Source organism: Pseudoalteromonas pernae (assembly GCF_039831865.1).
Lineage (GTDB): Bacteria > Pseudomonadota > Gammaproteobacteria > Enterobacterales > Alteromonadaceae > Pseudoalteromonas > Pseudoalteromonas pernae.
The window spans coordinates 166,057-188,421 of sequence record NZ_JBDODM010000004.1; the positions used below are offsets into that span (position 1 = coordinate 166,057).

General features: G+C 45.0%; 20 protein-coding genes. 7 read left to right on the forward strand and 13 right to left on the reverse strand.

Annotation, left to right across the window (positions count from 1 at the left end):
• Window position 1 precedes the first annotated feature (1 nt).
• The 5 genes from rng (at window position 2) to V1358_RS10975 (ending at window position 10,117) form a co-directional block, all read left to right on the forward strand.
• Window positions 2–1,474: a ribonuclease G gene (gene rng, locus V1358_RS10955; RefSeq protein WP_347391241.1), complete on the forward strand. Its 1,473-nt coding sequence runs from the start codon at window positions 2–4 to the stop codon at window positions 1,472–1,474.
• 29 nt (window positions 1,475–1,503) lie between these two features.
• Entirely contained in the window at window positions 1,504–5,313 is a 3,810-nt protein-coding gene (locus V1358_RS10960; RefSeq protein ID WP_347393571.1) for a YhdP family protein, read from the forward strand.
• On the forward strand, window positions 5,310–6,140 hold the full coding sequence (locus tag V1358_RS10965; protein ID WP_347391239.1) for a carbon-nitrogen hydrolase family protein: 831 nt from the start codon (window positions 5,310–5,312) through the stop codon (window positions 6,138–6,140). Before V1358_RS10960 ends, V1358_RS10965 begins: the two co-directional genes overlap by 4 nt.
• Window positions 6,137–7,576 carry a metalloprotease TldD gene (gene tldD, locus V1358_RS10970; protein ID WP_347391238.1) on the forward strand — a complete coding sequence of 480 codons (1,440 nt, stop codon included), beginning with the start codon at window positions 6,137–6,139 and terminating at the stop codon, window positions 7,574–7,576. The genes V1358_RS10965 and tldD overlap by 4 nt, the downstream gene beginning before the upstream one ends.
• A gap of 156 nt (window positions 7,577–7,732) precedes the next feature.
• On the forward strand, window positions 7,733–10,117 hold the full coding sequence (locus V1358_RS10975) for an FG-GAP repeat domain-containing protein (RefSeq protein ID WP_347393572.1): 2,385 nt from the start codon (window positions 7,733–7,735) through the stop codon (window positions 10,115–10,117).
• A gap of 71 nt (window positions 10,118–10,188) precedes the next feature.
• Here the strand turns inward: V1358_RS10975 and yjgA are convergent, their stop codons facing one another.
• Complete coding sequence (gene yjgA, locus V1358_RS10980) at window positions 10,189–10,701, reverse strand: ribosome biogenesis factor YjgA (protein WP_347391237.1); 513 nt, start codon at window positions 10,699–10,701, stop codon at window positions 10,189–10,191.
• Window positions 10,702–10,956: 255 nt separating this feature from the next.
• Here yjgA and pmbA point away from each other — a divergent pair, with 255 nt between their 5' ends.
• Window positions 10,957–12,306, forward strand: coding sequence for a metalloprotease PmbA (pmbA, locus tag V1358_RS10985; protein ID WP_347393573.1), 1,350 nt, complete (start codon window positions 10,957–10,959; stop codon window positions 12,304–12,306).
• A 143-nt stretch (window positions 12,307–12,449) separates the two neighbouring features.
• Window positions 12,450–12,866 carry a VOC family protein gene (locus tag V1358_RS10990; RefSeq protein ID WP_347393574.1) on the forward strand — a complete coding sequence of 139 codons (417 nt, stop codon included), beginning with the start codon at window positions 12,450–12,452 and terminating at the stop codon, window positions 12,864–12,866.
• Window positions 12,867–12,909: 43 nt separating this feature from the next.
• On the opposite strand, the gene mgtE is transcribed toward V1358_RS10990, so the two are convergent.
• From mgtE to V1358_RS11050, 12 genes are all read right to left on the reverse strand, one after another.
• Window positions 12,910–14,268: a magnesium transporter gene (gene mgtE / locus V1358_RS10995; RefSeq protein ID WP_347393575.1), complete on the reverse strand. Its 1,359-nt coding sequence runs from the start codon at window positions 14,266–14,268 to the stop codon at window positions 12,910–12,912.
• Window positions 14,269–14,459: 191 nt separating this feature from the next.
• Window positions 14,460–14,729, reverse strand: a complete 270-nt coding sequence (locus tag V1358_RS11000; RefSeq protein WP_347391233.1) for an HPr family phosphocarrier protein — start codon at window positions 14,727–14,729, stop codon at window positions 14,460–14,462.
• 2 nt (window positions 14,730–14,731) lie between these two features.
• On the reverse strand, window positions 14,732–15,577 hold the full coding sequence (gene rapZ, locus V1358_RS11005; RefSeq protein WP_347393576.1) for an RNase adapter RapZ: 846 nt from the start codon (window positions 15,575–15,577) through the stop codon (window positions 14,732–14,734).
• Between the two features lie 30 nt (window positions 15,578–15,607).
• Window positions 15,608–16,054 (reverse strand): PTS IIA-like nitrogen regulatory protein PtsN, encoded by a 447-nt coding sequence (gene ptsN, locus V1358_RS11010; RefSeq protein WP_347391231.1) that lies wholly within the window; start codon window positions 16,052–16,054, stop codon window positions 15,608–15,610.
• Window position 16,055: 1 nt separating this feature from the next.
• A complete protein-coding gene (hpf, locus tag V1358_RS11015; RefSeq protein WP_022945550.1) occupies window positions 16,056–16,343 on the reverse strand; it encodes a ribosome hibernation promoting factor in 288 nt (95 codons plus the stop codon).
• A 25-nt stretch (window positions 16,344–16,368) separates the two neighbouring features.
• Entirely contained in the window at window positions 16,369–17,859 is a 1,491-nt protein-coding gene (locus tag V1358_RS11020) for an RNA polymerase factor sigma-54 (RefSeq protein WP_347391230.1), read from the reverse strand.
• Window positions 17,860–17,882: 23 nt separating this feature from the next.
• A complete protein-coding gene (lptB, locus tag V1358_RS11025) occupies window positions 17,883–18,608 on the reverse strand; it encodes an LPS export ABC transporter ATP-binding protein (RefSeq protein WP_347391229.1) in 726 nt (241 codons plus the stop codon).
• Window positions 18,605–19,138, reverse strand: coding sequence for a lipopolysaccharide transport periplasmic protein LptA (lptA, locus tag V1358_RS11030; RefSeq protein ID WP_347391228.1), 534 nt, complete (start codon window positions 19,136–19,138; stop codon window positions 18,605–18,607). Before lptA ends, lptB begins: the two co-directional genes overlap by 4 nt.
• Window positions 19,128–19,682, reverse strand: coding sequence for an LPS export ABC transporter periplasmic protein LptC (lptC, locus tag V1358_RS11035; RefSeq protein WP_347391227.1), 555 nt, complete (start codon window positions 19,680–19,682; stop codon window positions 19,128–19,130). The genes lptA and lptC overlap by 11 nt, the downstream gene beginning before the upstream one ends.
• Window positions 19,679–20,230: a 3-deoxy-manno-octulosonate-8-phosphatase KdsC gene (gene kdsC / locus V1358_RS11040; protein WP_347391226.1), complete on the reverse strand. Its 552-nt coding sequence runs from the start codon at window positions 20,228–20,230 to the stop codon at window positions 19,679–19,681. The genes lptC and kdsC overlap by 4 nt, the downstream gene beginning before the upstream one ends.
• Window positions 20,230–21,198 carry a KpsF/GutQ family sugar-phosphate isomerase gene (locus V1358_RS11045; RefSeq protein WP_347393577.1) on the reverse strand — a complete coding sequence of 323 codons (969 nt, stop codon included), beginning with the start codon at window positions 21,196–21,198 and terminating at the stop codon, window positions 20,230–20,232. Before V1358_RS11045 ends, kdsC begins: the two co-directional genes overlap by 1 nt.
• Window positions 21,199–21,208: 10 nt before the next feature.
• Window positions 21,209–22,180 (reverse strand): calcium/sodium antiporter, encoded by a 972-nt coding sequence (locus V1358_RS11050; protein WP_347393578.1) that lies wholly within the window; start codon window positions 22,178–22,180, stop codon window positions 21,209–21,211.
• Between the last annotated feature and the right edge of the window lie 185 nt (window positions 22,181–22,365).

A 22,365-nucleotide genomic window follows, 5' to 3' on the forward strand; every position in this document is an offset into this window, starting at 1 on the left:
TATGAGTTCTGAATTACTTATCAACGTTACGCCGAGTGAAAGTCGCGTTGCACTGATCGAAAATGGGGTACTGCAAGAGATACAGGTAGAGCGAATTGGCAACCTTGGTATTGTTGGCAACATCTATCTTGGCAAGGTGAGTCGGGTACTACCTGGCATGCAGGCCGCATTTGTTGATATCGGTCTTGATAAAGCCGCTTTCTTGCACGCGTCGGATATTGTAAACAGCGCTTCGTTTGAAGAGGGCGTTGATGAGCAACCGGTAAAGAAAGTACAAGATATTCGCGAGTTAGTTCGTCAAGGTCAGCACATCATGGTGCAAGTGGTCAAAGACCCAATTGGCACAAAAGGGGCGCGCTTAACCACAGATATTACCATCCCATCTCGCTACCTTGTGTTTATGCCAGATGCGACGCACGTGGGTGTTAGTCAGCGCATTGAAAGCGAAGAAGAACGTCAGCGTTTAAAAGACATCGTCGCGCAATACAATGACGAAAACGGTGGTTTTATTGTGCGTACAGCGGCTGAAGGGGCTACTGAGCACGAGCTAAAACATGACGCTGAATTTCTCAAAAAACTGTGGCAGAAAATCGTTGAACGCCGCAAAAAATCTCGTAAAGAAAGCATTCTTCACGAAGATTTAAAACTCGCATTTCGTACCCTGCGAGATTATGTGGGTGAAGATATGGAGCGCATTCGTGTTGACTCTAAACTCACATATCAAGAGTTGGTTGAGTTTACCGAAGAGTTTGTACCACATTTGAATAAAGTGTTGGAGTATTACCCAGGTGAGCGCCCAATTTTCGACTTGTTCGACGTTGAAAGCGAAATTCAAAAGGCGTTACATCGCAAAGTTGAGCTGAAATCAGGCGGCTATTTAATTATCGACCAAACTGAAGCGATGACCACTGTGGACGTCAACACGGGCGCGTTCGTTGGCCACCGTAATCTCGAAGAAACCATTTTTAATACCAATATCGAAGCGACCAGTGCGATCGCTCGTCAGCTGCGTTTGCGTAACCTTGGCGGCATCATCATTATCGACTTTATCGATATGATTTCCGATGAGCACAAGCGACGTGTATTGCACTCTTTGGAGCAAGCGTTGTCAAAGGATAGAGCGAAGGCAAATATCAATGGCTTATCCGCGCTTGGCTTGGTTGAAATGACGCGAAAAAGAACACGTGAAAGCCTCGAGCATATTCTATGTGGCGTCTGTCCGTCTTGTGCCGGTCGTGGTTCTTTGAAAACGGTTGAAACCGTGTGTTACGAAATTCTCCGTGAGATTGTGCGTGTTAATCGCGCCTATGACGCCGATAAATTTATGGTTTACGCCTCAGCGGCAGTGAGCGAAGCCCTGATTAATGACGAATATCACAATCTTGCAGAGTTGGAATTATTCATTGGTAAACAAGTGATTATTCAAACTGAAAACCTCTACAGCCAAGAGCAGTTCGATGTGGTGATGATGTAGTGAACATCAAGTCGGTATGCTTTTTATGCATGAGGAAAGTGTGGCAAATCAGCGCCATTATTTTGGTGCTGTTGGCCGTGCTTGTGTCTTTGCTCAAGTACAGTTTGCCTTATGCAAACGACTACCGACTGGAAGTTGAACAGTTTCTGGGTGAACAATTAAAAGCAGATATTTCCATTGGCTCACTTAGCGCTAGCTGGCAAGGCAACGGCCCTGCACTGGTTGTTAATAATGTCGGGTTTGCCGATAACGCCCAGGCACCAGTAAGTGTGAGCGTCGAGCAAACACGCTTACATATCAACTTGTGGCAAACCTTGCTTAATCGCCAACTGAGTTCGAATTACTTTGTCTTAAAAGGTTTTGATGCACAAATCGATGCGCGGCAGCTGTTCGCTGATGATCAGCAGGAAAGCGGCTCGCAACAGCAGGCTTTGATCGAAAGCTTATTCCTCGGCACTTCTGGGCATTTTGCGATTGAAGACAGTGAGCTCAACATCATCAGTGTTGATAATCGCCAACACCGAATTTTGCTTGAGAATTTGGTGTGGGAAAACCGCGCTGATGGCCATTATGCCGAAGGCCAAGTCAGCTTGCCGGGCATTGAGCAAAACACCCTAGAGGCACGCCTAAAATTAACCGGTGACAAATTAGCAAACATCTATGGCGACTTATACTTACAGGCCTTAGGGCTCGATATTGCTGGTTGGTTGCATGATTATGTGCGCCCTGAACTCACTGAACTGCATTCTGATTTGAACTTAGAGTCGTGGTTCCATTTCGCTAATGGGCGCCTAACTGACGTGCAATTAGCCATGCAGCCAAGCCAATTATCTTGGGTGAATCAAAAGCAAAAAGAGTATTTAGAACTGCAAGATGGCATGGTGCGTATTCACCCTCAAGCAAAAGGGTGGCGGGTTCGAACTTCCGGTTTGCAGCTAAGCGATGAGCAATTTCAGTGGTCACCTTTGATATTTGATGCCCTTTTTAGTGATGAGCAGAAGGTATGGGTTCAAGACCTCGACATTTCGATTGTTTCTACCTTTGCCCGTTTAGCAAAAGCAAAAATGTTGCAAGATGTGGTGTCTATAGAGCCACAGGGTTTTATTAATCAAGGGTATTTCCATTTTCAAAGTGCTGAGCAATGGCGTGTATGGTTTGAAGCCGAGCACTTAGGTTGGTCAGGTTTCCATGGTATTCCTGGTGCGCAAGAGCTCAGTGCCAGTGCGAATGTCACCAATGACAAAGGCATCTTAACGGTAAGGGGATCTGACAACCACCTCCTCACTGGTGCTACATTTAGCAAACCGCTTGCTTATCAAGAGTTGGTCGCGGATATCAACTTCTACAACCACGGTGAATATTGGTCGATTGAAAGTGACAACGTGCAATTGGCGAATGAGGATTTGAATCTTGTCACTGAGTTTGCGCTGCACTTAGAGCAAGAACCGCGCTTGGATCTGTATGCCGAGATTAGTGGTGGCAGTGCTCAAAAAGCTGGCGCGTATTTTCCAACTCCTTACATGCATGAAAATCTAATAAATTACCTCAATGGCGCGATTAAACAAGGTGAAATGCGCTTTGCGCAGGTCTTGCTACAAGGTCCGATTAAGAAGTTTCCTTTCCTTGAGCAGCAAGGACGTTTTTTGGTAACAGCACAAGTTGATGAAGCACAGTTTGCCTTTGCACCACAATGGCCAACTCTTGAAAACATTGGTGTAACGCTGAGCTTCGATAACCAACGAATGGATATTTTTAGCCGCAAAGGTGAGTTACTTAACCTAGAGCTGGGCAGCAAGGTCCATGTTTATCTTGAAAATTTGCGCAATGCCAAAACCTTGTTTATTGATATTGATGAGCGTGTTGAAGCCGCTGAATTACAACCCTTTTTCGCTGGCACGCCTTTAGCTAAGCCGTTGGCAACCGTGTTTGATGTGATTCAAGCAAAAGGTGAAATTGATGGTCAGTTGCAACTGCAAATTGACCTCAAAGATAAACAAGTCCTTGCTAAAGGCGATGTGGCGTTTTCTGGAAATCCTGTTTTTATATCTCAACCTGGGATTGATTTAAGTGATTTACGTGGCCGTTTAAGTTTCGAAAATGATCGTATCGAAATTAACAAGGCGAGTGCCAAATTCCACGGCATGCCATTGCAGATAGACCTGCAAGGGGAAAAGAAAAACGGCGTCTACAGCACTCATATAGACCTTGCGATGAAGGCCGATGTAAGTGTGCTTCACAAGCAACTTAATGGCGTGTTTGCTGAGCAGTTATCGGGTCAAACGGATGTTCGCTCAACGATTGATTTAGTATTTGGTGACAATGGGTTTAGTTACGAAGCTAAGGTGAACAGTGATTTACTCGGCATTGATAGCTCGTTGCCCGCTCCTTACAACAAAACTTCAGAACAAGCCGTAGCCCTTAAGGCACTGGTTCAGGGGGACGATATTTCTAACCTGATTATGGCTGAGCTTGAAAGTGGCGTGTATTTCAATGCTATCTTGGATAACGGTAGCAAGAAGTTAAGTAACGCTCACCTGATTTTGGCTGACAAAAATCTTGGTTTGAACCAAAAAGATTTTGACGTCACTGTAGACTTAGCCGAAGCGGACGTGATTGCTTGGCAACCCGTTATTAATGACATCATCGAGCTGGCAAGTCGTGAGTCAGCAGGTCCATCGATAATGCCACCTTTGAACCGCATCGCTGGGCAAATAAATCGTGTTGATATCGGCCCAATTCCGTTTAATGAGTTGGAGTTTACCTTGACGCCCGTTGAAGGGGCGATGGATTTAAAACTTACGGCGAAAGAGTTACGTGCACGAGTTGATATTCCAACGCGCAAACAACAGCCTGCAAGAGATATTTTGGTGCAAGCGGATTACGTGCGTGCCGTGATACAAACGCAAGAACAAGACACCCCAGAGTTGAACCCCGCAGATCAAGGTGAGGATCTTAGCTGGTTAGCGAGCTTGCCGGGCGTGAGCTTTGATTGTAGCGACTGTCGTTTGAATGAGTATCAGCTGGATAAAGTGCGCATGCGCTTCATCGGTGACGGTTCTGAATTGCAAATAAGTGAAATTGTGGTTGATAAAGATGAGCACATTTTGCGCGCAGATGGCAATTGGCGTGAAGGGTTAACATCAATCAATGGTGAATTCAAAAGTAAGGACATCGGCCGTTTGTTCGACGAATTCGATATCACCTCTACGGTACAGGACTCAAAAGCCAATGTTAATTTTGATCTGCAATGGCAAGGTGCACCATACGCGTTTAACATCGCCTCTCTTGGAGGGGAAATTAAATGGAATTTAGGTGAAGGTCACCTCAGTGAGATCAGTGACGGTGGCGCACGGGTATTTTCACTCCTTAGCTTAGACTCCTTAGTACGAAAGCTAAAATTGGACTTCCGCGATGTGTTTGCAAAAGGCTTTTTCTACAACAGTATGGAAGGCTCAATGCAAATCGCCGGTGGTATTGCCTATACCAAAGACACCAAAATGGATGGTGTGCCTGCTGATTTAACCATTCAAGGTTATGCGGACTTAAATACACAAACGATTAATTACGACCTAGCCGTGGCACCTCAGGTGACATCAAGCCTACCTGTGATAGTCGCATGGATGGTAAACCCAGTTACCGGCCTTGCCGCGCTGGCATTGGACAAGGTGATTCACTCCGCACGCGTAATTTCGGAGATTAATTTTAAAGTGAGTGGCTCAATGAGCGACCCGCAAGTTATTGAACTGGATAGAAAGAGTCGTGAAGTAGTGATCCCACAAGCTGCACAAAATCAGCCGTTACCTGAACAGCAAAATCAGCAGGAGCAGCCGCAATTATGATAGTGCATGCCTTGCAATTTTGCGCCAGCAGTGACCCGAGACTCAATTTTACTCGTTTAAAAGCGTTTATCGAGCAATTGCCTGAAGCTAGACCCTGTTTGGTATGTTTGCCGGAGAGTTGGTTGTGTTTCGCTAAATATGCGGAGCAGGCATTAGCGGTTGCCGAAGAGCACCAGTACTGGCGCGGTCAATTAGGCCTGTTATGCAAAGAGCAGCAAATTTGGCTGGCAGCCGGAACTATTCCCGTACTTGCAGACAAAGACCATTATTTTGCGGCGTCATTTTTATTCGATGATAAAGGTCGAGAGTGCGCTCAGTATAATAAGATTCATCTATTTGATGTCACCGTCGCGGATAACACAGGTAGCTATTACGAATCAAAGCATACTCAAAGAGGTGAGCAGGTGGTTGTTGCGCACACACCCTTTGCTAAGCTTGGTCTAAGTGTGTGTTATGATATGCGCTTTGGTGAGTTATATCGGGAGCAAGTGCGCCAAGGTGCGCAGGTGCTGTTAGTACCAAGTGCATTCACTGTTCCAACAGGTCGTGCCCATTGGCACACATTATTGCGCGCGCGGGCAATAGAAAGCCAAGTCTTTGTTATTGCTGCAGGACTTTATGGTCGCAATGATACAGACATAGCCCATGACAATGGCAGAGAAACATATGGCCACAGCGTTATCATTTCCCCTTGGGGAGAGGTATTGGCAGAGCACAGCGGTGGCGAAGGGTGGCTTAGCTACTCCCTAGATATGAACGAATTAATTCAATGCAGTGAGCGCATGCCAATGCAGGCTCACCGCCAAGCGAGAAAAGTAAATTTATGAGCCAAGTTGAGCAAAACCTTTTAACTCAAAGCAATTTAGACCGAGATGATCTGGCGAAGGCTTTGAGTTACATGCATCAGCATAAGGTTGACTATGCTGATCTATATTTTCAGTCTAGTTACAACGAATCCTGGGTGCTTGAAGATGGCTTAGTCAAAGAGGGCAGCTACAACATCGAGCGTGGTGTAGGTGTGCGTGCAATCAGTGGTGAAAAAACTGGTTTCTCCTATTCTGATGCCATTACCTTAGAAGCAATTAATAATGCTGCAATGGCAGCGCGTAGCATCGCGGATGCTGGCCAAGATGGCAAAGTTCAAGTGTTCAGTGAGGCGGACGTAAAACGCCAATTTGAGCCAATGCAGCCAATTCAAAGCATGAAAGATGCTGATAAAGTTGCCTTACTACGTGAAGTTGAGCAATACATTCGTCAATTAGCACCAGAGGCTGAGCAAGTTGTTAGCTCTATGTCTGCGGTCTATGAAGAAGTCCTTGTAGCAGCCAGCGATGGCACATTTGCTACGGACATTCGTCCTTTGGTGCGATTAAATTGCTCAGTATTACTTGTTAAAGGCGATCGCCGAGAACGAGGTGGTTCTGGTGGTGGTTCGCGTACAGATTTCAACTATTTTAAAGAATTGGTAGAAGGCAAGCCGCGTTGGATGCACTTTGCTGAAGATGCTGTACGCATGGCAAAAGTGAATCTTGAGGCTGTTGATGCTCCTGCTGGAACCATGCCTGTTGTTCTGGGCGCTGGCTGGCCTGGTGTACTGCTGCATGAAGCGGTGGGTCATGGCTTGGAGGGCGACTTTAATCGCAAGGGGGCATCTGCGTTTAGTGGCAAGATTGGTCAGCAAGTCGCTTCTGAGCTTTGTACCGTTGTTGATGATGGCACCATGGCAAATCGTCGCGGCTCATTAAATATCGACGATGAAGGTACGCCAGCAGGTTACAACGTACTTATCGAAAACGGTATCCTTAAAGGCTATATGCAGGATAAGCACAATGCGAAATTGATGGGCGTTGCGCCGACGGGTAATGGTCGTCGTGAGTCTTATGCACACTTACCTATGCCTCGTATGACTAACACTTACATGTTGGCAGGTGAGCATTCACAAGAAGATATTATCGCCTCAGTGGAAAAAGGTATCTATGCCCCTAACTTTGGTGGTGGTCAGGTCGACATTACTTCTGGCAAATTCGTGTTTTCAGCATCAGAAGCCTATCTAATCGAGAAGGGTAAAATCACCTCGCCAATTAAAGGCGCAACCCTCATCGGTAATGGTCCTGAAGTGATGAAGCACATCTCCATGGTAGGCAACGACCTTGAGCTTGATAAGGGGGTTGGTGTGTGTGGTAAAGACGGTCAAAGTGTCCCCGTTGGCGTAGGTCAACCATCACTGAAAATTGATCAACTTACCGTAGGTGGCACGGCTTGAGTCGAAGCACATTTAACGTGAAGTGTTTTAACTGGCTAATGTGTATGATAGTTTAAAAACGACTCGTAAGAATAACCCTGAGCATGAGGGGCACTTCTACTAGTTAGTGTCTCTGTATACGTTCACCTAATCTTTCATGAATTGACAAGGATAGTTATGAATCGCAACTATGTATATATAGCTGCAGCGCTGCTTGTACTTAATGCTTGTGGCAGCTCCAGCGAAGACACTGAAGTTAAACCGCCAGTAGAACCGCCTGTTGAACCACCTACAGGTGTATCACCCACACTTTTTTCAACTGGGCAGCCATTTGCACTTGACTTACCCAATAGAGCGAGTGCGAACTCCACCATAATGTTTGACGTGAATAATGATTCATTGCAAGACATGGTGTCTATCGGCCATGGAACTCTAATTGTGCGTGAAAATCTTGGTGATAACCTGTTTGAAGAAAGTCAACTTACCCAAATAGATCAAGGTGAATTAAAGCCGCTTCTTGGTGAGCTGCCCATTATGAACGGCAGCTTGGTCACCTTTGCACCCTCCATAAAACCCTTTGACCTAAATGGAGATGGCTTTAAAGACCTTGTAATTACCACTTCTCAGTGGATAGGTGCAATTTACAATGATAACGGTGATCTTAGTGGGACGGTAGAGGAGTTATCACACAGTAGCTGGCTTGATGTGCTTGAGCAACAGCAAGGTGAATTGCACGATAGCTACTTTGATGAAGTTATAGATATCGCGGATTACGATGGCGATGGCTATGTGGATTTAATCTGGACTAACAGGGTTAAGCAATGGAATGACTCGTATGTTGTACGAAGGACCAATAATCTGCTCTTATCTAGGGGCTCAGCCGATGGCTTCAAAAGCCCTGAGTTTATAGATTCGGCAACTGTGTATATTACTTCGAGTCGGTTTATTCAGTTTAAGAACACGATTATTGCTGGTGAGAAAGGATTGTTCTATACAACTAAAACAGATTATTTCGGTGATGAATTATTTAAAGCGGAAATTACCCCTGATTCAGTGAGTGTGGATTCATTTGGTAGAGACCATCCCCAGGTATTTGATTATTATGGAGATGGTGTAGGATCCGCTCCGGGTATATATATGGTGGATTTAAATGATGATGATAAAGTTGAAATCATTGTTGCTACCAAAGATGGTAATGATACCTTATTCGACAGTGAACTGAATGTTCTCATGACGTTAGCACCTGATTTTAGTCAGGAGAGTTCAGAGTGGTTTGACATAAATGGCGATGGTTGGCTTGACTTACTGGACAAGGTCTATGGGTACGAAGCTGGTGAATATGATGTGTACTTATATCAGGAAGAGGGGTTACAAGCACAGGGGAAAAAAGACTTTGGCAATAAACCATTGTGGCTAAGTGAATATAATGATGGTCACGCTGGTCTAGTATCATATGACGCCAAACTTGAGAAGTTCATTGTGCATGATGCAATTAGCAATGAATCGAGTGTAATTGCGACCAGTGCTTCGCCGAAGGCCATTAACTTGAATGACTTCGATAATGACGGCTATGAAGATATTACAATGAGCTTAAGCAATGGTGATATTGCTTTTGCTGGTGGCAACGAGGATGGTACGTTTGAACCTGTTGCTTTGCTCAGTAATATCTATACAGATGTAATTGACTTCCCGTCTGCTGCCGTACGTATTTTTAATAATCAAGCTACGTTCAAAGACTCTGCTTTGATAGCTAGCGTAAAAGCAGGAAAATCGCGCCTCGATAATCAAGAGCACTATCTAACTCAGTATCAGTATGGTGATAGGCAACTGCTCACGCTTACAACTCAGTTTGAGGGTATAAATTCCTTAGAGCCAATCAATTTTGCTGAAAATATCGAGTTTTTAGCTGATGACGCAGAGCAAAATCGAGTACAGCTGATTGATTCTGCTGGAATTGAAATAAAAGTAGTATCGAGCTTGGAAGGTCAGCTTGTTCTTATTTCTGATGTGAATGTAGATGGGCTCAAAGATATTGTTGTCGAAAATAATGAACAGCTACACATATACCTAGCACGTAATACTTCGGTAGGTGGCGCATTAGAAGCTGATATTTCTGTGGAAAATTTCATTAGTGACACTACTTTTCTCAGTGAGTTATATCCAAACTCATCAGCAAGAGTACTTCAGACGATATCTATGAACTGGTCGGACACAGCAGTCGATGCTCTTTTACGCGTTTATGTTAGAGATGATGCTGAATATAAACATCATGTTGTGCGTGTTTCTAAAAGCGATAACGGTATAACCTATAAGGAAGTCGCCAAATTTAAAGGTTTTCAACAGCTTAGTTTTGTCGATTTAGATGGTGATTCAATACAGGATTTGGTTTTGGGAGCTTGTGCGAAAGAACCTTTATATTTGCTTGGTAATGAAGACGGAGAGATGGATATCAGTAGTGACTGTCACCCTAATCGCGAGATAGTTATCAGTGATGTTGACTTCGATGGCAAATTGGACTTGATCGATACTACAATTCCAATGATGGTGTATTACCAAGAGTAACTGTCAGTGGTAAGTGATAAACCCAAAAAAGGCAGCGTAGGCTGCCTTTTTTGCGTGAATCAAACAGATTGTTAGAGCATTAAGTCTCTTAGAATTTGGAAAAGCTCTTTGAATGACTTACCTGGCTTTTCATCTTTCACTTCTTTCGCCGCTTGGCGAATAAGTTGACGCATACGCTGACGCTCTAGGTTTGGGTACTCCTCAAGTAAAGCATTGAGGCGACCATCTCCTTTGGCGATCAGTTCGTCACGAATTTGCTCAATGTGATTAATGATCACATCTTTTTGATTATTTTTGTTAGTAATAATCGCCATCGCATTGTTGATTTCTTCTACATTGGTAGTGCTACGCAACGTCTTAGCAATGTAATTCATATGACGACGATAGGCATCTTTCTTGTCTTTTAGACGGTCAGCCAAGTCCATTGCCGCTTCCAAATCTGGGCTAAGAGGAAGTTTTTCACGTTGTTTTTTAGAGAGATTAGCGAGTTCGATACCAAGTTCATGGAACTCCATTGCATCGCGCTTTAGTTCACTCTTTGATACGTAAATAATCTCTTCTTCAGGTTGCGGTTTTTTAGCCATACTAGTCTCGAATAATGCACTTTGGGGTAATTATACCAATTTGTATGAACTCGTGTTTATATAATTACGCAGTGGCAACACTCGTTGCTCTGTGTGTTCAAAATGACCAGCAACCAAACAGAAAAAAACATTGAGCCGCGGGCTGCTTATTCCAGCAATATCTAAGCGTGAGCTGATTTATTGCTAGCGAATCACTAAATTAGTGAGATGCTTTGTGTTAGGCTTAGGGCATAAGATTTTAGAGCGAAAAGAACTATGCAACAAAAAGACTCGGCACCCATTTACAGCCAGATTGAAGACGTGAAAAACGCCGTCAGTGAAGTGTTGGAACAGGCCAAAAAGTTGGGCGCTACCGCAGCCGAAGCAGCGATGTCGAGCACATCTGGATTATCGGTGAGCACGCGATTGGGTGAAGTTGAAACGATTGAATTCAACCAAGATGGCGGCCTTGGTGTCAGTATTTATGTTGGTAATAAAAAGGGTTCAGCGTCGACTGCAGACTTAAGCCCCCACGCATTGCGTTCAGTGGTTGAAAAAGCAATTGAGATTGCCAAATACACCTCTGAAGATCCGTGCAATGGCTTGGCTGATGCTGAATTGTTAGAAATGAACCCGCCTGATTTAGACCTTTACCACCCTTGGCAGGTGACGCCTGAAGAGGGAATTGCCTTGTGCCAAGAAGCTGAACATGCAGCACTTAATTTTGACGAGCGCATTGTTAACTCGGACGGTGCGAGTTTTAGTAGTCATGAAGGCTTGCGTGTTTACGGTAACAGTCATGGCATGCTGGCAGGTTTTCCTCGCACGCGTCATAGCATCAGCACTATGGTTATTGGCCAAGATGGCGAGCAAATGCAGCGTGATTCAGCCTACACGATTTCTCGTGACCAAAACGGGCTAAAAGCAGCTAAAGAAGTTGGCCTAGAAGCAGCCAGTGAGACCATAGCCCGACTCAACAGCCAAAAGCTGGGCACAATGAAGGTGCCTGTTGTATTTCGCGCTGATATCGCCAGTTCGCTGTTTGGGCATTTAGTGTCAGCCATTGGTGGCGGCGCATTATACCGAAAATCGAGCTTCTTACTTGATAGCATCAATACCCAAGTATTCAGTGATATCGTCAATATCAGTGAGCGCCCACACATGCTTAAGGGATTTGCTTCTTCGCCGTTTGACTCGGAAGGGGTGAAAACCATAGATCGTGAAATCATTCACGGGGGTGAGCTTAAAACGTATCTATTGGCGAGTTACGCAGCCCGTAAGATGGGGCTTACACCGACTGGGCATGCAGGTGGCATCCACAACTGGCTGGTACAGCAAACTCATGATGATTTACATGCACTACTCAAGCAAATGGGCACAGGCTTATTGGTGACAGAGCTAATGGGCCAAGGGGTTAACACAGTGACCGGTGATTATTCCCGCGGCGCCGCTGGATTCTGGGTTGAAAATGGTGAAATTCAGTACCCAGTGAGTGAAATTACCATTGCCGGTAACCTTAAGGAGATGTTTAAAGGCATCGCTGGCATTGGTGGTGATATTGACCATCGTGGCGGTGTGCTCACAGGCTCCGTGCTAATCGAGCAAATGCAAATTGCGGGAGAGTGATTGTTTACTCACTCTCAACCTGCAAACGTATAACGCCCTTAATTGGGCGTTTTTTATGTGTAATAAATGCTTTACCTAAACTTAAGTTGAGGTTTTAAAGTCTTCCTAACGTCAAAAGATAAACATTAATTTAGGAGAGACTGATGTATTTAGAGCATGTAAATTTAGTTGTTAGTGATATAGAAAAGGCCCTTACTTTTTACCGTGCTGTATTTCCTCATTGGCATATTCGCAGCAAAGGACAGGGTACTTGGTCTGGGAAGCCGCGTAATTGGCTGCACTTTGGCGATGACTATCACTATATCGCTTTTAGTGATAATGGCGAGGGCGAAAACCGCAACCTCGAAGGCCATCAACAAGGTCTCGCACACTTTGCTTATGTGACGCAAAACCTCGATGAAGTCATTACACGACTTCAGCAGGCCGGTTTTGAAATTGCCAAACAAGGTGCTGACAACCCCTATCGTCGTAATGTGTATTTTTTGGACCCTGCGGGCTTTGAAGTGGAGTTTGTGCAATACCTGACCGATATTCCTGAACTGCGCAATAATGAGCTCTAAAGGTGTTATAGATGCCCGAAAAATGGGCATCATTGCTAGGAAACTAAATTAAGAACCAGGTCGCGGTGCCGAGGAAAGCGAAGATACCCACAATATCCGTCACTGTGGTCAGCACTACGTTACCTGCTAGTGCAGGGTCGATGTTCATGCGTTTGAGGATCAGAGGTATTACTGCACCAGCAATACCCGCAGCGAGTAAGTTCATGAACATGGCGAAGGCGATCACCAAACCAATGGTTAAGTCCCATTTCCACAAGGCGATGGCACTGCCTATCAGAACAGCCCACAGCACCCCATTTAGCGCACCGATAGCGAGCTCTTTGGTAAGAATGAATTTCTGGTTGGTATCGTTAATATGTCCCAGAGCAAGACCACGGATAACAAGGGTCAGGGTTTGCGAGCCCGCAACACCACCCATTGACGGCACAATACCATTCAATACGGCAAGGAAAGGCAGAATACCCAAGGTACTCTCAAAGAAGCTGGCCACAAATGCAGCAAGCATAGCCGTGAGTAAGTTAACACCGAGCCACACTGAGCGACGCTTGGTACTTTTCACTACTGGTGCGAAGGTATCTTCTTCATCATCTAGACCAGCAAGACTTAACATGCTGTGCTCAGCACCTTCACGGATAACATCAACGATGTCATCGATTGTGATACGACCAAGCAGATGCGCTTGTTCATCAACTACCGGTGCTGAAATCCAGTTATGACGCTCGAACAGTTGTGCAACTTCAGACTCATCCATGGTGATGGGAATCGACTCACACTCATCATCCATCACTTCGCGAACAATCGCGTCCGGCATAGTCGTCAACAAAGATGTAAGCGGCAGAGAACCGAGAAAGCAGTTATCTTTATCGACCACGTAAAGCTCGTCCGTGCCTTCAGGTAATTCACCTTTGAGACGCAAATAACGCAGTACCACATCAATGGATACATCAGGACGAATGGTCACCGTATCGGTGTTCATCAAGGCACCTGCAGAGCGCTCTTGATACGACAAAGCCGTCGTCGCACGGTCGCGATCTTGGCTGTCCATCGCCTCGATTACGTCTTTATAGACTGGTTCAGGTAAGCTACGAAGTACTTCACCTAGGTCATCGTCGTCCATATCTTCGGTCGCCGCAGCAATGTGCTCCGGTTCCATGCGGGCAATGATACTCAGACGTACATCTTCAGAGAGTTCTTCGAGAACGTCACCTTGTACATCAGGATCGACGAGTGACCATAGTTTAAAACGTGTTTTGTGTGGGGAAGACTCTAAAAGTAGCGCCGTATCACTGGGCGCTGTTTTTGCGAGAAGCCTGCGTACATGAACAAACTGGCCGCTGCTAAGGGCTTCAGTAATTTCCTGAAGTGGTTGGAGCGGATTCTCTTGTTCATAGGCTTCTGGCATAGGCTTCCCTTAAAGATAAAACTGGAAGAAATCTGCTTATAAGCGGGCACTTACAAGCGCTTGATAAGTTTACCTTAACTCAGACAAAGATACCAAAGGTAAATGAGATATAGGGGATGTTTATATTTTAGGTAAGAAACTATCGCAGTTTTTAGATGGTCGCTTTACCTAATAGAGCACCAGTCAAAGAGCTATTCTTGTTCGTGGAATTTCTCAGCAATTAACTGCCCAATTGCAACAAGTGCACCTTCTTCATCAACACCTTCGCATACTACGCGCACTTCTTTGCCTTTACCGCTTTCTAGCAGCAACAGCGCGAGCACGCTATCTGCTTCGGCGCTTTTTTCACCCTGATACAGCGTAATTTTAGCGTCGAAGTTCATCGCTAATTGCGCAAGTTGCGAGGCTGCGCGGGCGTGCAAACCGAGTTTATTTTGGATAACGAAGGTGGCTTCAGTCACGGTTACTTTTCCTGCTCACGATGGCGGATTTTGACATTCGGGTAGGTGTCCATAAAACGCTCTCCCAATGTCTGCGCTAAATAAACTGAACGGTGTTGACCGCCAGTACAGCCAATCGCAATCGTCAGATAGCTGCGGTTATTGCGCTCAAGGTGCGGTAACCAAGTTTGCACGAAGGTTTGAATCTGCCATGTAAACTTTTGCACTATGCCGTCACTTGAGAGGTAATCTTTTACGGGTTGATCTAGGCCTGTTAAGGGCTTGAGTTCAGGTTCCCAGTGTGGGTTAGGTAAAAAGCGCGCATCAAATACGTAATCAGCATTTTTTGGGATGCCGTATTTAAAGCCGAATGACTCAAAGGTGATGAGTAATGGTTTGTCTTTCTTACCGAGAACTTTTTCACGGACCATTTCAGCCAACTGATGAACGCTAAGTTCGCTCGTGTCGATAATAAAGTTAGCGTGCGAAATTAACACGTCCAACAGTTTCTTTTCTTCACGAATAGCGATATCTAAGGGCAGGTTTTGCATCGACAATGGGTGTAATCGACGCGTTTCGGAAAAACGTCTAATCAGTGTTTGTTCATCGCTGTCGAGATAGAACAATGAAGGCTTTGAAAATGCAGGGAGGTAAGCCAGAATGTCACTGAATTCCTGCTCTTCTTTAGGCAGGTTTCGGACATCGATACTGACGGCTATTTTGTCATAGCTGTCCGATACACTGCGGACAAGCGCTGGCAGGAGGTTAACTGGAATATTATCTACACAGTAATAGCCCAAGTCTTCTAAAACGCGTAAGGCGACAGATTTTCCCGAACCAGAACGCCCACTGACGATAATCAATTCCACTTTATTACCCTTTAAAGTTCTATTACCAAATCAGGCTACAAATAGCTGATAAAGCTCCTGATCAGTGGTCACTGTTCTCAGCTGTTTGCATAATTGCTTATCTTTAAGTCTATCAGCAATTTGTGACAAGGTCTTGAGGTGTTGATCACACTGATTATCTGGTACGAGCAGTGCGACAAAAATATCAACTGGGCGGTTGTCTATGGCATCGAAGTTAATGGCTTCGCGGTTGGTGACTATGATGGCGATCGTTTGATCAATACCTTCTAATCGACCATGCGGAATTGCGACGCCTTTCCCAAAGCCTGTGCTACCGAGCTTTTCGCGCGCGAGTAGGGCATCGAGAATGGTTTGCTCGTTTAAATGCGGTGCATGTTGATGAGCAACCTGTGCTAGGTACTCCAACATTCTTTTTTTGCTATTAAAAAGGACCGCAGCTTTGCTGCAGTCCTTTGAGAAAAGATGTTCTAAGCTCATTTTAATGACGAGATAATTTCTCTTTATGTTTAATTACTTGGCGATCTAATTTGTCAATTAAGCCATCAATCGCCGCATACATATCTTGGTGTTCTGCGGTGGCAAATAATTCGCCGCCATTTACATGAAGTGTTGCTTCTGCTTTTTGTGTGAGTTTCTCTATATCTAGGATGACATGTACATTGTTAATATGGTCAAAATGACGCTCAAGTTTTGCAAATTTACTATTCACATAGTTGCGAAGAGAGTCTGTGATTTCTACATGACGACCGGTAAGATTCAATTGCATAAGCATTTTCCTTCTTGTCTAACGTCTATATCAAGCTTTTACGTTGATTTGACGGTGGTATGGCTAACGATTCACGATATTTTGCAATCGTTCTTCGAGCCACTTTGATTCCTTGCTCTGCGAGTATGTCGGCTATTTTGCTGTCGCTTAATGGCTTGGCAACGTTTTCCGCCGCTACTAGCTTCTTGATCAATGCTCGAATCGCTGTGGATGAGCATTCACCTCCATTCTCGGTGTTCACATGGCTGGAGAAGAAATACTTCAACTCAAAAATCCCACGTGGCGTATGCATATATTTCTGTGTTGTTACACGAGATATTGTTGACTCATGCATCTCAACCATTTCGGCCACGTCATTGAGGACCATTGGTTTCATCGCTTCTTCGCCATGTTCAAAGAATGCCTGTTGTTGTTGAACAATGCAATTAGTTACTTTTAGTAAGGTATCGTTGCGTTGTTCCAGGCTCTTTATAAACCATTTTGCCTCTTGTAAGTGAGAGCGAATAAATTGGCTGTCACTTTGTGATTTACAGCTACGTCCTAATGAAGCGTAGTGATCATTAACCCGTATTTTTGGCATGCTGTCGGGGTTTAACTCGACCAGCCAACGCCCTTTGACCTTCTTAACAGATACATCAGGAATCACGTATTCTGACTCTTCGCGCACTATGGTCGCGGCAGGTTTCGGATTCAAACTGTGTATTAATGTCATCACCTCTTTTAACTGAGCTTCTTTAAGCTTAGTCTTTTTCATTAAGGTGCGATAGTCACGGTTGCCTAGCAAATCAATGTAATTACAAATTACCTCTTTCGTTTCACTAAGCCAAGGGGTTTGAGGTGAAAATTGATTGAGTTGGATCAATAAGCATTCTTGTAGTGAACGCGCACCAATTCCAACAGGATCAAAGAGTTGTATTCTTTTTAGGACCGCTTCTATTTCATCGAGTTCGATTTCTACGTCCTGCTCTTCATGATTCAAACTCTCGAGTAAATCTTCGGTTGTCACCGTGAGGAGGCCATTGTCATCAATCGCTTCGATGATGGCTGTCGCAATCGCTTCATCAACTGGGCTGAATGGGGTGAGTTGCAGTTGCCACATTAAATAATCGTGCAGCGTCTCGGTGGTTTCACCTTGGTAAACAAACTCATCGTCTGGCATAGGGCCTGCTGATGCGACGGGGGCAGCGCTAATGTACTCGTCCCAAGACATGTCCATCGGTAGCTCGTCACTGATGGAATCGTTATTTAACGCGTCAGAACTTTCTATTTGGTCGCTACTTTGGGGTTCGGTATCGAGTTTATCTTCACCGTTTTGTAGGCGATCATTGTCGTTTTTATCGCCTGGGTTATCAGCGTAGTTTTCTTCTTCGATTTCTAACAGTGGGTTAGCGTCAAGTGCTTCTTGAATTTCTTGTTGAAGATCCAAAGTACTGAGCTGCAACAAGCGTATCGCTTGCTGCAATTGTGGAGTCATTGTTAATTGCTGGCCAAGGCGCAGCTGTAATGATTGCCTCATGTACTCTAACAATCCTTTTATTGTTATAGTCTAAATTGCTCACCTAAATAAACATCACGAACTGTTTGATCGGCTAGGACTTGCTGTGGTGTGCCTGATGCGATCAATTCGCCGTGAGAAACGATATACGCGGTTTCACATACATCTAAGGTTTCACGCACATTGTGGTCGGTGATAAGTACACCAATGCCACGGTTTCGCAGGTGCTCAATAATTTTCTTTATATCTAACACCGAAATAGGGTCTACACCAGCAAAAGGTTCATCTAAAAGGATAAATTTGGGGTTAGCGGCTAAAGCGCGAGCAATTTCAACGCGACGGCGCTCACCGCCTGACAATGCCATCCCAAATGAATCACGAATATGTTGGATATTAAATTCGTCTAGTAAGCTTTCTAATTGCTCCTCACGACCCGCTTTGTTGAGGTCCTTACGCGTTTCCAAAATCGCCATTAGGTTTTGATAAACGGTGAGCTTACGAAAAATAGATGATTCTTGGGGCAAATAGCCGATACCTAAGCGTGCTCGCGAATGCATTGGCAGCAAAGTAATGTCTTGCTCGTCAATACTGATCATGCCTTTGTCACTGGGCACTAAACCTACAATCATGTAAAAGGTTGTGGTTTTGCCTGCTCCATTGGGGCCTAACAAGCCAACAATACTGCCGGCTTTAACTTCGAGTCCGACGTCTTTTACAACTTCACGACCTTTGTAGCTTTTCGCTAACTTCTGCGCCTTCAGTGTGGTCATGGTTGTTCCTTTTCCTCAGGCTTTTCTTCGCTCTGTGGTGTTAACGTGGTACGTACTCGGGTGCTGGAGTTTTTATCTTTCTCAGCGCTGATGGTCTGCTTATCTATATCATAGCTGATAGTTTCGGCGATGATCTGTTGATCAGCCATTTCTATTTTGGCGTCACCCTTAATTTGTAGAATTTGTGTAGCGACGTCGTAACGAATTTCTGCAGCAGAAGCGGTAATTTGCTGACCATCTTCCATGGTTTCTATGTACATGGCTGGGTTACCTGTGGCGATAAGCAATTGCTTATTATCACCCAATTCAGGACGACGGTGCGCTTCTAATCGATCAGCTTTTATTTGACGGTTACCATGAACAATGTGCACGTTTTTATCAAAAATAGTGATGTTTTCTTTGATCATGGCTATTTGGTTATCGGCATCAATGAGCACTTCAGTGGCATTGACTGTTTGCTCAGCATGAGCACCAAAGGCACTGAGGCTAAGGCCTAAACCAAGAATTAATGCATTGAATTTATTGGTCATAATATACTGTTCGCGTATGTTTTATTAGTTCCACTATCTCTGTATTGATATCTGCTTTCAAGCCCTGACCGGTGATCAATAGATCGGGTCCCTTGAGCTCAACGCTTTGTTCTGATTCCATTCGTTGTGCATCAATGTCTATTTGGATAGCTGCTGCTTTGACTTGTTCAATCATTGCCCCTTCTAATAAGTTGGTGGCAATAACGTTATTTTCCAAGATCAAAATATTATTGTTGTACAAAGTGGCTTCGTCAGCAGTCAATCGCCAGCGTTCGCCATCATTATAAAGAGTGAATTCGGGCTTGCGAAAATGGGTGAAACCTAGTTCCTCAAACATTTCCATTTGTTCAGCATATACACTGTGGCTTAACGCCCCCTGATCGTTATAACTGCGTTGGCGTAATCCCGTCGCCGTATAATCAGGTGTAGCGATTGCTTGATCTGTTTTCACCACAGTTTGTTCTTGCTTCATAAAATACGGCGCCCACAACCAAGCCATAATAGCGAGGAAAATGATGGAAATAAGCAACCGAGCGTTGTTCATGAACTGGTACCTTCAGTGCCCAATGTGTGGCCTTGTGCCAACATCAGTAAATCAGTGAGCTCGCGTACCGCGCCGAAACCGCCGGGCATTAGTGTGGTATAGTGAGCAATCCGTTTGATAAGTGGGTGAGCATCATTCACTGCAACGGCAAACCCCACCTGTTCCATGACGGGCAGGTCTGGACCATCGTCACCTATGTAGGCCACTTGGTCGTCCGTCAGGTTTAATGCTGCTTTGAGTTCAGCATAGGCTTCAAGTTTGTTCTCTTTGCCTTGGTAAATATGCTGCACCCCTAAACTGGTCATGCGGTTTTCAACAATACGCGATTGGCGGCCTGTGATCACCGCTACCTGCACACCTGAATTCATCAACGCTTTGATACCAAAACCATCTTTAGTATTAAAAGCTTTCAGCTCTTCGCCTTGATTGCCCATGTAGATGCGCCCATCTGAAAACACGCCATCAATATCGCATATCAGCAGCTTAATATTCTCGGCTCGTTGCCATGCTTGCTCTTCAATAGGTTGATACAACTCGCTAAATAGCATTAAAGCACTCCTGCTTTTAGTAAGTCTTGCATGTTGAGAGCACCAACAGGGCGGTCTTGCTCGTCGATGACTATCAGGCCATTGATACGTTTACGCTCCATTATATTCAGTGCTTCGGCGGCAAGCATATTCGCTTTCGCCGTGGTGCAATTTGGCGTCATTACTTCCACCAATGCCATACTGTGGATGTCGATTCGATGCTCGAGTACTCGGCGCAAGTCACCATCGGTGAATAGGCCAACCAATTTACCTTGATCATCGACCACAGCGGTCATACCTAAGCCTTTGGTTGAAATTTCGAGTAAGGCATCTTTTATGCTTTGCGACTGGTGTGAACGCGGCACGTTATCACCGCTGTGCATAACATCTTTAAGCGTTAATAACAGTCTTTTTCCAAGACTGCCGCCGGGATGTGAAAGTGCGAAATCATCCGCAGTAAAACCTTTTGACTCGAGAAGGGCTACTGCAATGGCATCGCCCATGGCAAGGGTCGCAGTGGTACTGGCAGTAGGAGCCAGCCCTAAAGGACATGCTTCTTTGGAAACGCCGATGCAGATATGCAGGTCAGATAACGTGGCCATACTCGATGTTGCACTGCCCGTCATAGCGATAAGTGCCGCGCCAATGCGTTTGATAACCGGAATAATGCTCACGATTTCATGAGTTTCTCCCGAATTAGAGATGAGCAATACCACATCTTGCGCGGTGATCATGCCCAGATCACCGTGACTCGCTTCACCTGGGTGCACGAAAAAAGCAGGGGTGCCCGTACTGGCAAGCGTTGCTGCGATTTTATTACCGATATGACCAGACTTGCCGATACCCACTACGATGATGCGGCCGCTGCACTGTTCCATTAATTCACACGCTTGCGTAAACTGCTCATCCAGATGCGCAAGCTGCTCCTGTAAGGCTTGGGTCTCGGTTTCAATTACGCGCTGTGCCGTGGCGATGTAGCTTTGTGTCATATACAGTACTCTATGCTATCTGGCTAAAAATATATCCTTGGTAGGCAAAAAATGCGACAAGCAACATGCCTCCCTCAACCCTATTGATGCGTCTTGAACCGCGAAAGTTCAAACTCATTGCTATCAGTACAATGGTTGCTGCGATCATTACTAAGGCGTCACGGTTCGCCGCTGAAGCGTCAATTGTCGACGGGTTAAGGATACCTGCGATGGACAAAACCGCTAATATGTTAAACAGGTTGGAGCCAACAATGTTGCCCAGCGCCAAATCGTCTTCTTTTTTCAATACTCCAGCAACACACGCCGCCAGCTCTGGCAAACTGGTACCCACAGCGATAATTGTCAGGCCAATAACAAGGTCGCTTAGGCCGAAATACTGAGCAATATCAACTGCTGAGTCGACAATGAAATGAGAGCTGACAGGCAATAAAATCAAGCCGACGATAAGCCAAAATGCCGCAGATTTAGTGCTGACATCCGAAGGTATTTCGTCGCACGCTTCACTAACAAAGGGGTCATCTTGCGTCTCTTTCTGGTTGCGAGAAATTACGATAAGAAAAGCGATAAAAGCGACAAACCCGACTAATAACAGCCATCCTTCGGTTTGGGAAAAATAGTTGTCGGTGAACATGTACCAAGCAATTACTGACACAACCAACACCAACGGCATTTCACGTTTGAGGGTAATGGATGAGACAGAAAGCGGTCGCAATAACGCGGTAATACCCAAGACCAATAGAATATTAGTAATATTCGAACCAATCGCATTGCCCACCGCTGTGTCTGTTTTATCGGCCAAAGCAGCTGAAGCGGAGACCATCATTTCTGGCGCTGAAGAGCCCATGGCTACAACGGTTAAACCTATGATTAAAGCAGGGACACCTAAGTTACGAGCCAATGCTGCGGCACCAAAAACAAAGCGGTCGGCACTCCATACGAGGGCGACAAAGCCGGCAACGAGAATGGCAAAAGAAGTGAGCATGATTGCAAAGCCAAAAATTAATTCTAAACAGTGGCGCAAATAGTATCAAAAGCCGTTGTCATTGTGTAAAAAAACGCACTGATTTTGTGCACCTGAGGTCTTTTTTGAATGATCTTACAAATTTTTACAGATTCTTTTTTCCCTTGAGGCAAAAAAACTTTAAAATGCACGGTCTAATGATAGAA

Bases quoted from the DNA above. Each gene is read 5' to 3' on its own strand.
- pmbA (WP_347393573.1), top strand. From the start codon at position 10,957: ATGCAACAAAAAGACTCGGCACCCATTTACAGCCAGATTGAAGACGTG.
- yjgA (WP_347391237.1), bottom strand. From the start codon at position 10,701: ATGGCTAAAAAACCGCAACCTGAAGAAGAGATTATTTACGTATCAAAG.
- V1358_RS10975 (WP_347393572.1), top strand. From the start codon at position 7,733: ATGAATCGCAACTATGTATATATAGCTGCAGCGCTGCTTGTACTTAAT.
- lptC (WP_347391227.1), bottom strand. From the start codon at position 19,682: ATGAACAACGCTCGGTTGCTTATTTCCATCATTTTCCTCGCTATTATG.
- tldD (WP_347391238.1), top strand. From the start codon at position 6,137: ATGAGCCAAGTTGAGCAAAACCTTTTAACTCAAAGCAATTTAGACCGA.
- V1358_RS10965 (WP_347391239.1), top strand. From the start codon at position 5,310: ATGATAGTGCATGCCTTGCAATTTTGCGCCAGCAGTGACCCGAGACTC.
- lptB (WP_347391229.1), bottom strand. From the start codon at position 18,608: ATGACCACACTGAAGGCGCAGAAGTTAGCGAAAAGCTACAAAGGTCGT.
- kdsC (WP_347391226.1), bottom strand. From the start codon at position 20,230: ATGCTATTTAGCGAGTTGTATCAACCTATTGAAGAGCAAGCATGGCAA.
- lptA (WP_347391228.1), bottom strand. From the start codon at position 19,138: ATGACCAATAAATTCAATGCATTAATTCTTGGTTTAGGCCTTAGCCTC.
- hpf (WP_022945550.1), bottom strand. From the start codon at position 16,343: ATGCAATTGAATCTTACCGGTCGTCATGTAGAAATCACAGACTCTCTT.
- mgtE (WP_347393575.1), bottom strand. From the start codon at position 14,268: ATGCCAGAAGCCTATGAACAAGAGAATCCGCTCCAACCACTTCAGGAA.
- rng (WP_347391241.1), top strand. From the start codon at position 2: ATGAGTTCTGAATTACTTATCAACGTTACGCCGAGTGAAAGTCGCGTT.
- V1358_RS10960 (WP_347393571.1), top strand. From the start codon at position 1,504: ATGAGGAAAGTGTGGCAAATCAGCGCCATTATTTTGGTGCTGTTGGCC.
- V1358_RS10990 (WP_347393574.1), top strand. From the start codon at position 12,450: ATGTATTTAGAGCATGTAAATTTAGTTGTTAGTGATATAGAAAAGGCC.
- V1358_RS11050 (WP_347393578.1), bottom strand. From the start codon at position 22,180: ATGCTCACTTCTTTTGCCATTCTCGTTGCCGGCTTTGTCGCCCTCGTA.
- V1358_RS11020 (WP_347391230.1), bottom strand. From the start codon at position 17,859: ATGAGGCAATCATTACAGCTGCGCCTTGGCCAGCAATTAACAATGACT.
- ptsN (WP_347391231.1), bottom strand. From the start codon at position 16,054: ATGAGCTTAGAACATCTTTTCTCAAAGGACTGCAGCAAAGCTGCGGTC.
- V1358_RS11045 (WP_347393577.1), bottom strand. From the start codon at position 21,198: ATGACACAAAGCTACATCGCCACGGCACAGCGCGTAATTGAAACCGAG.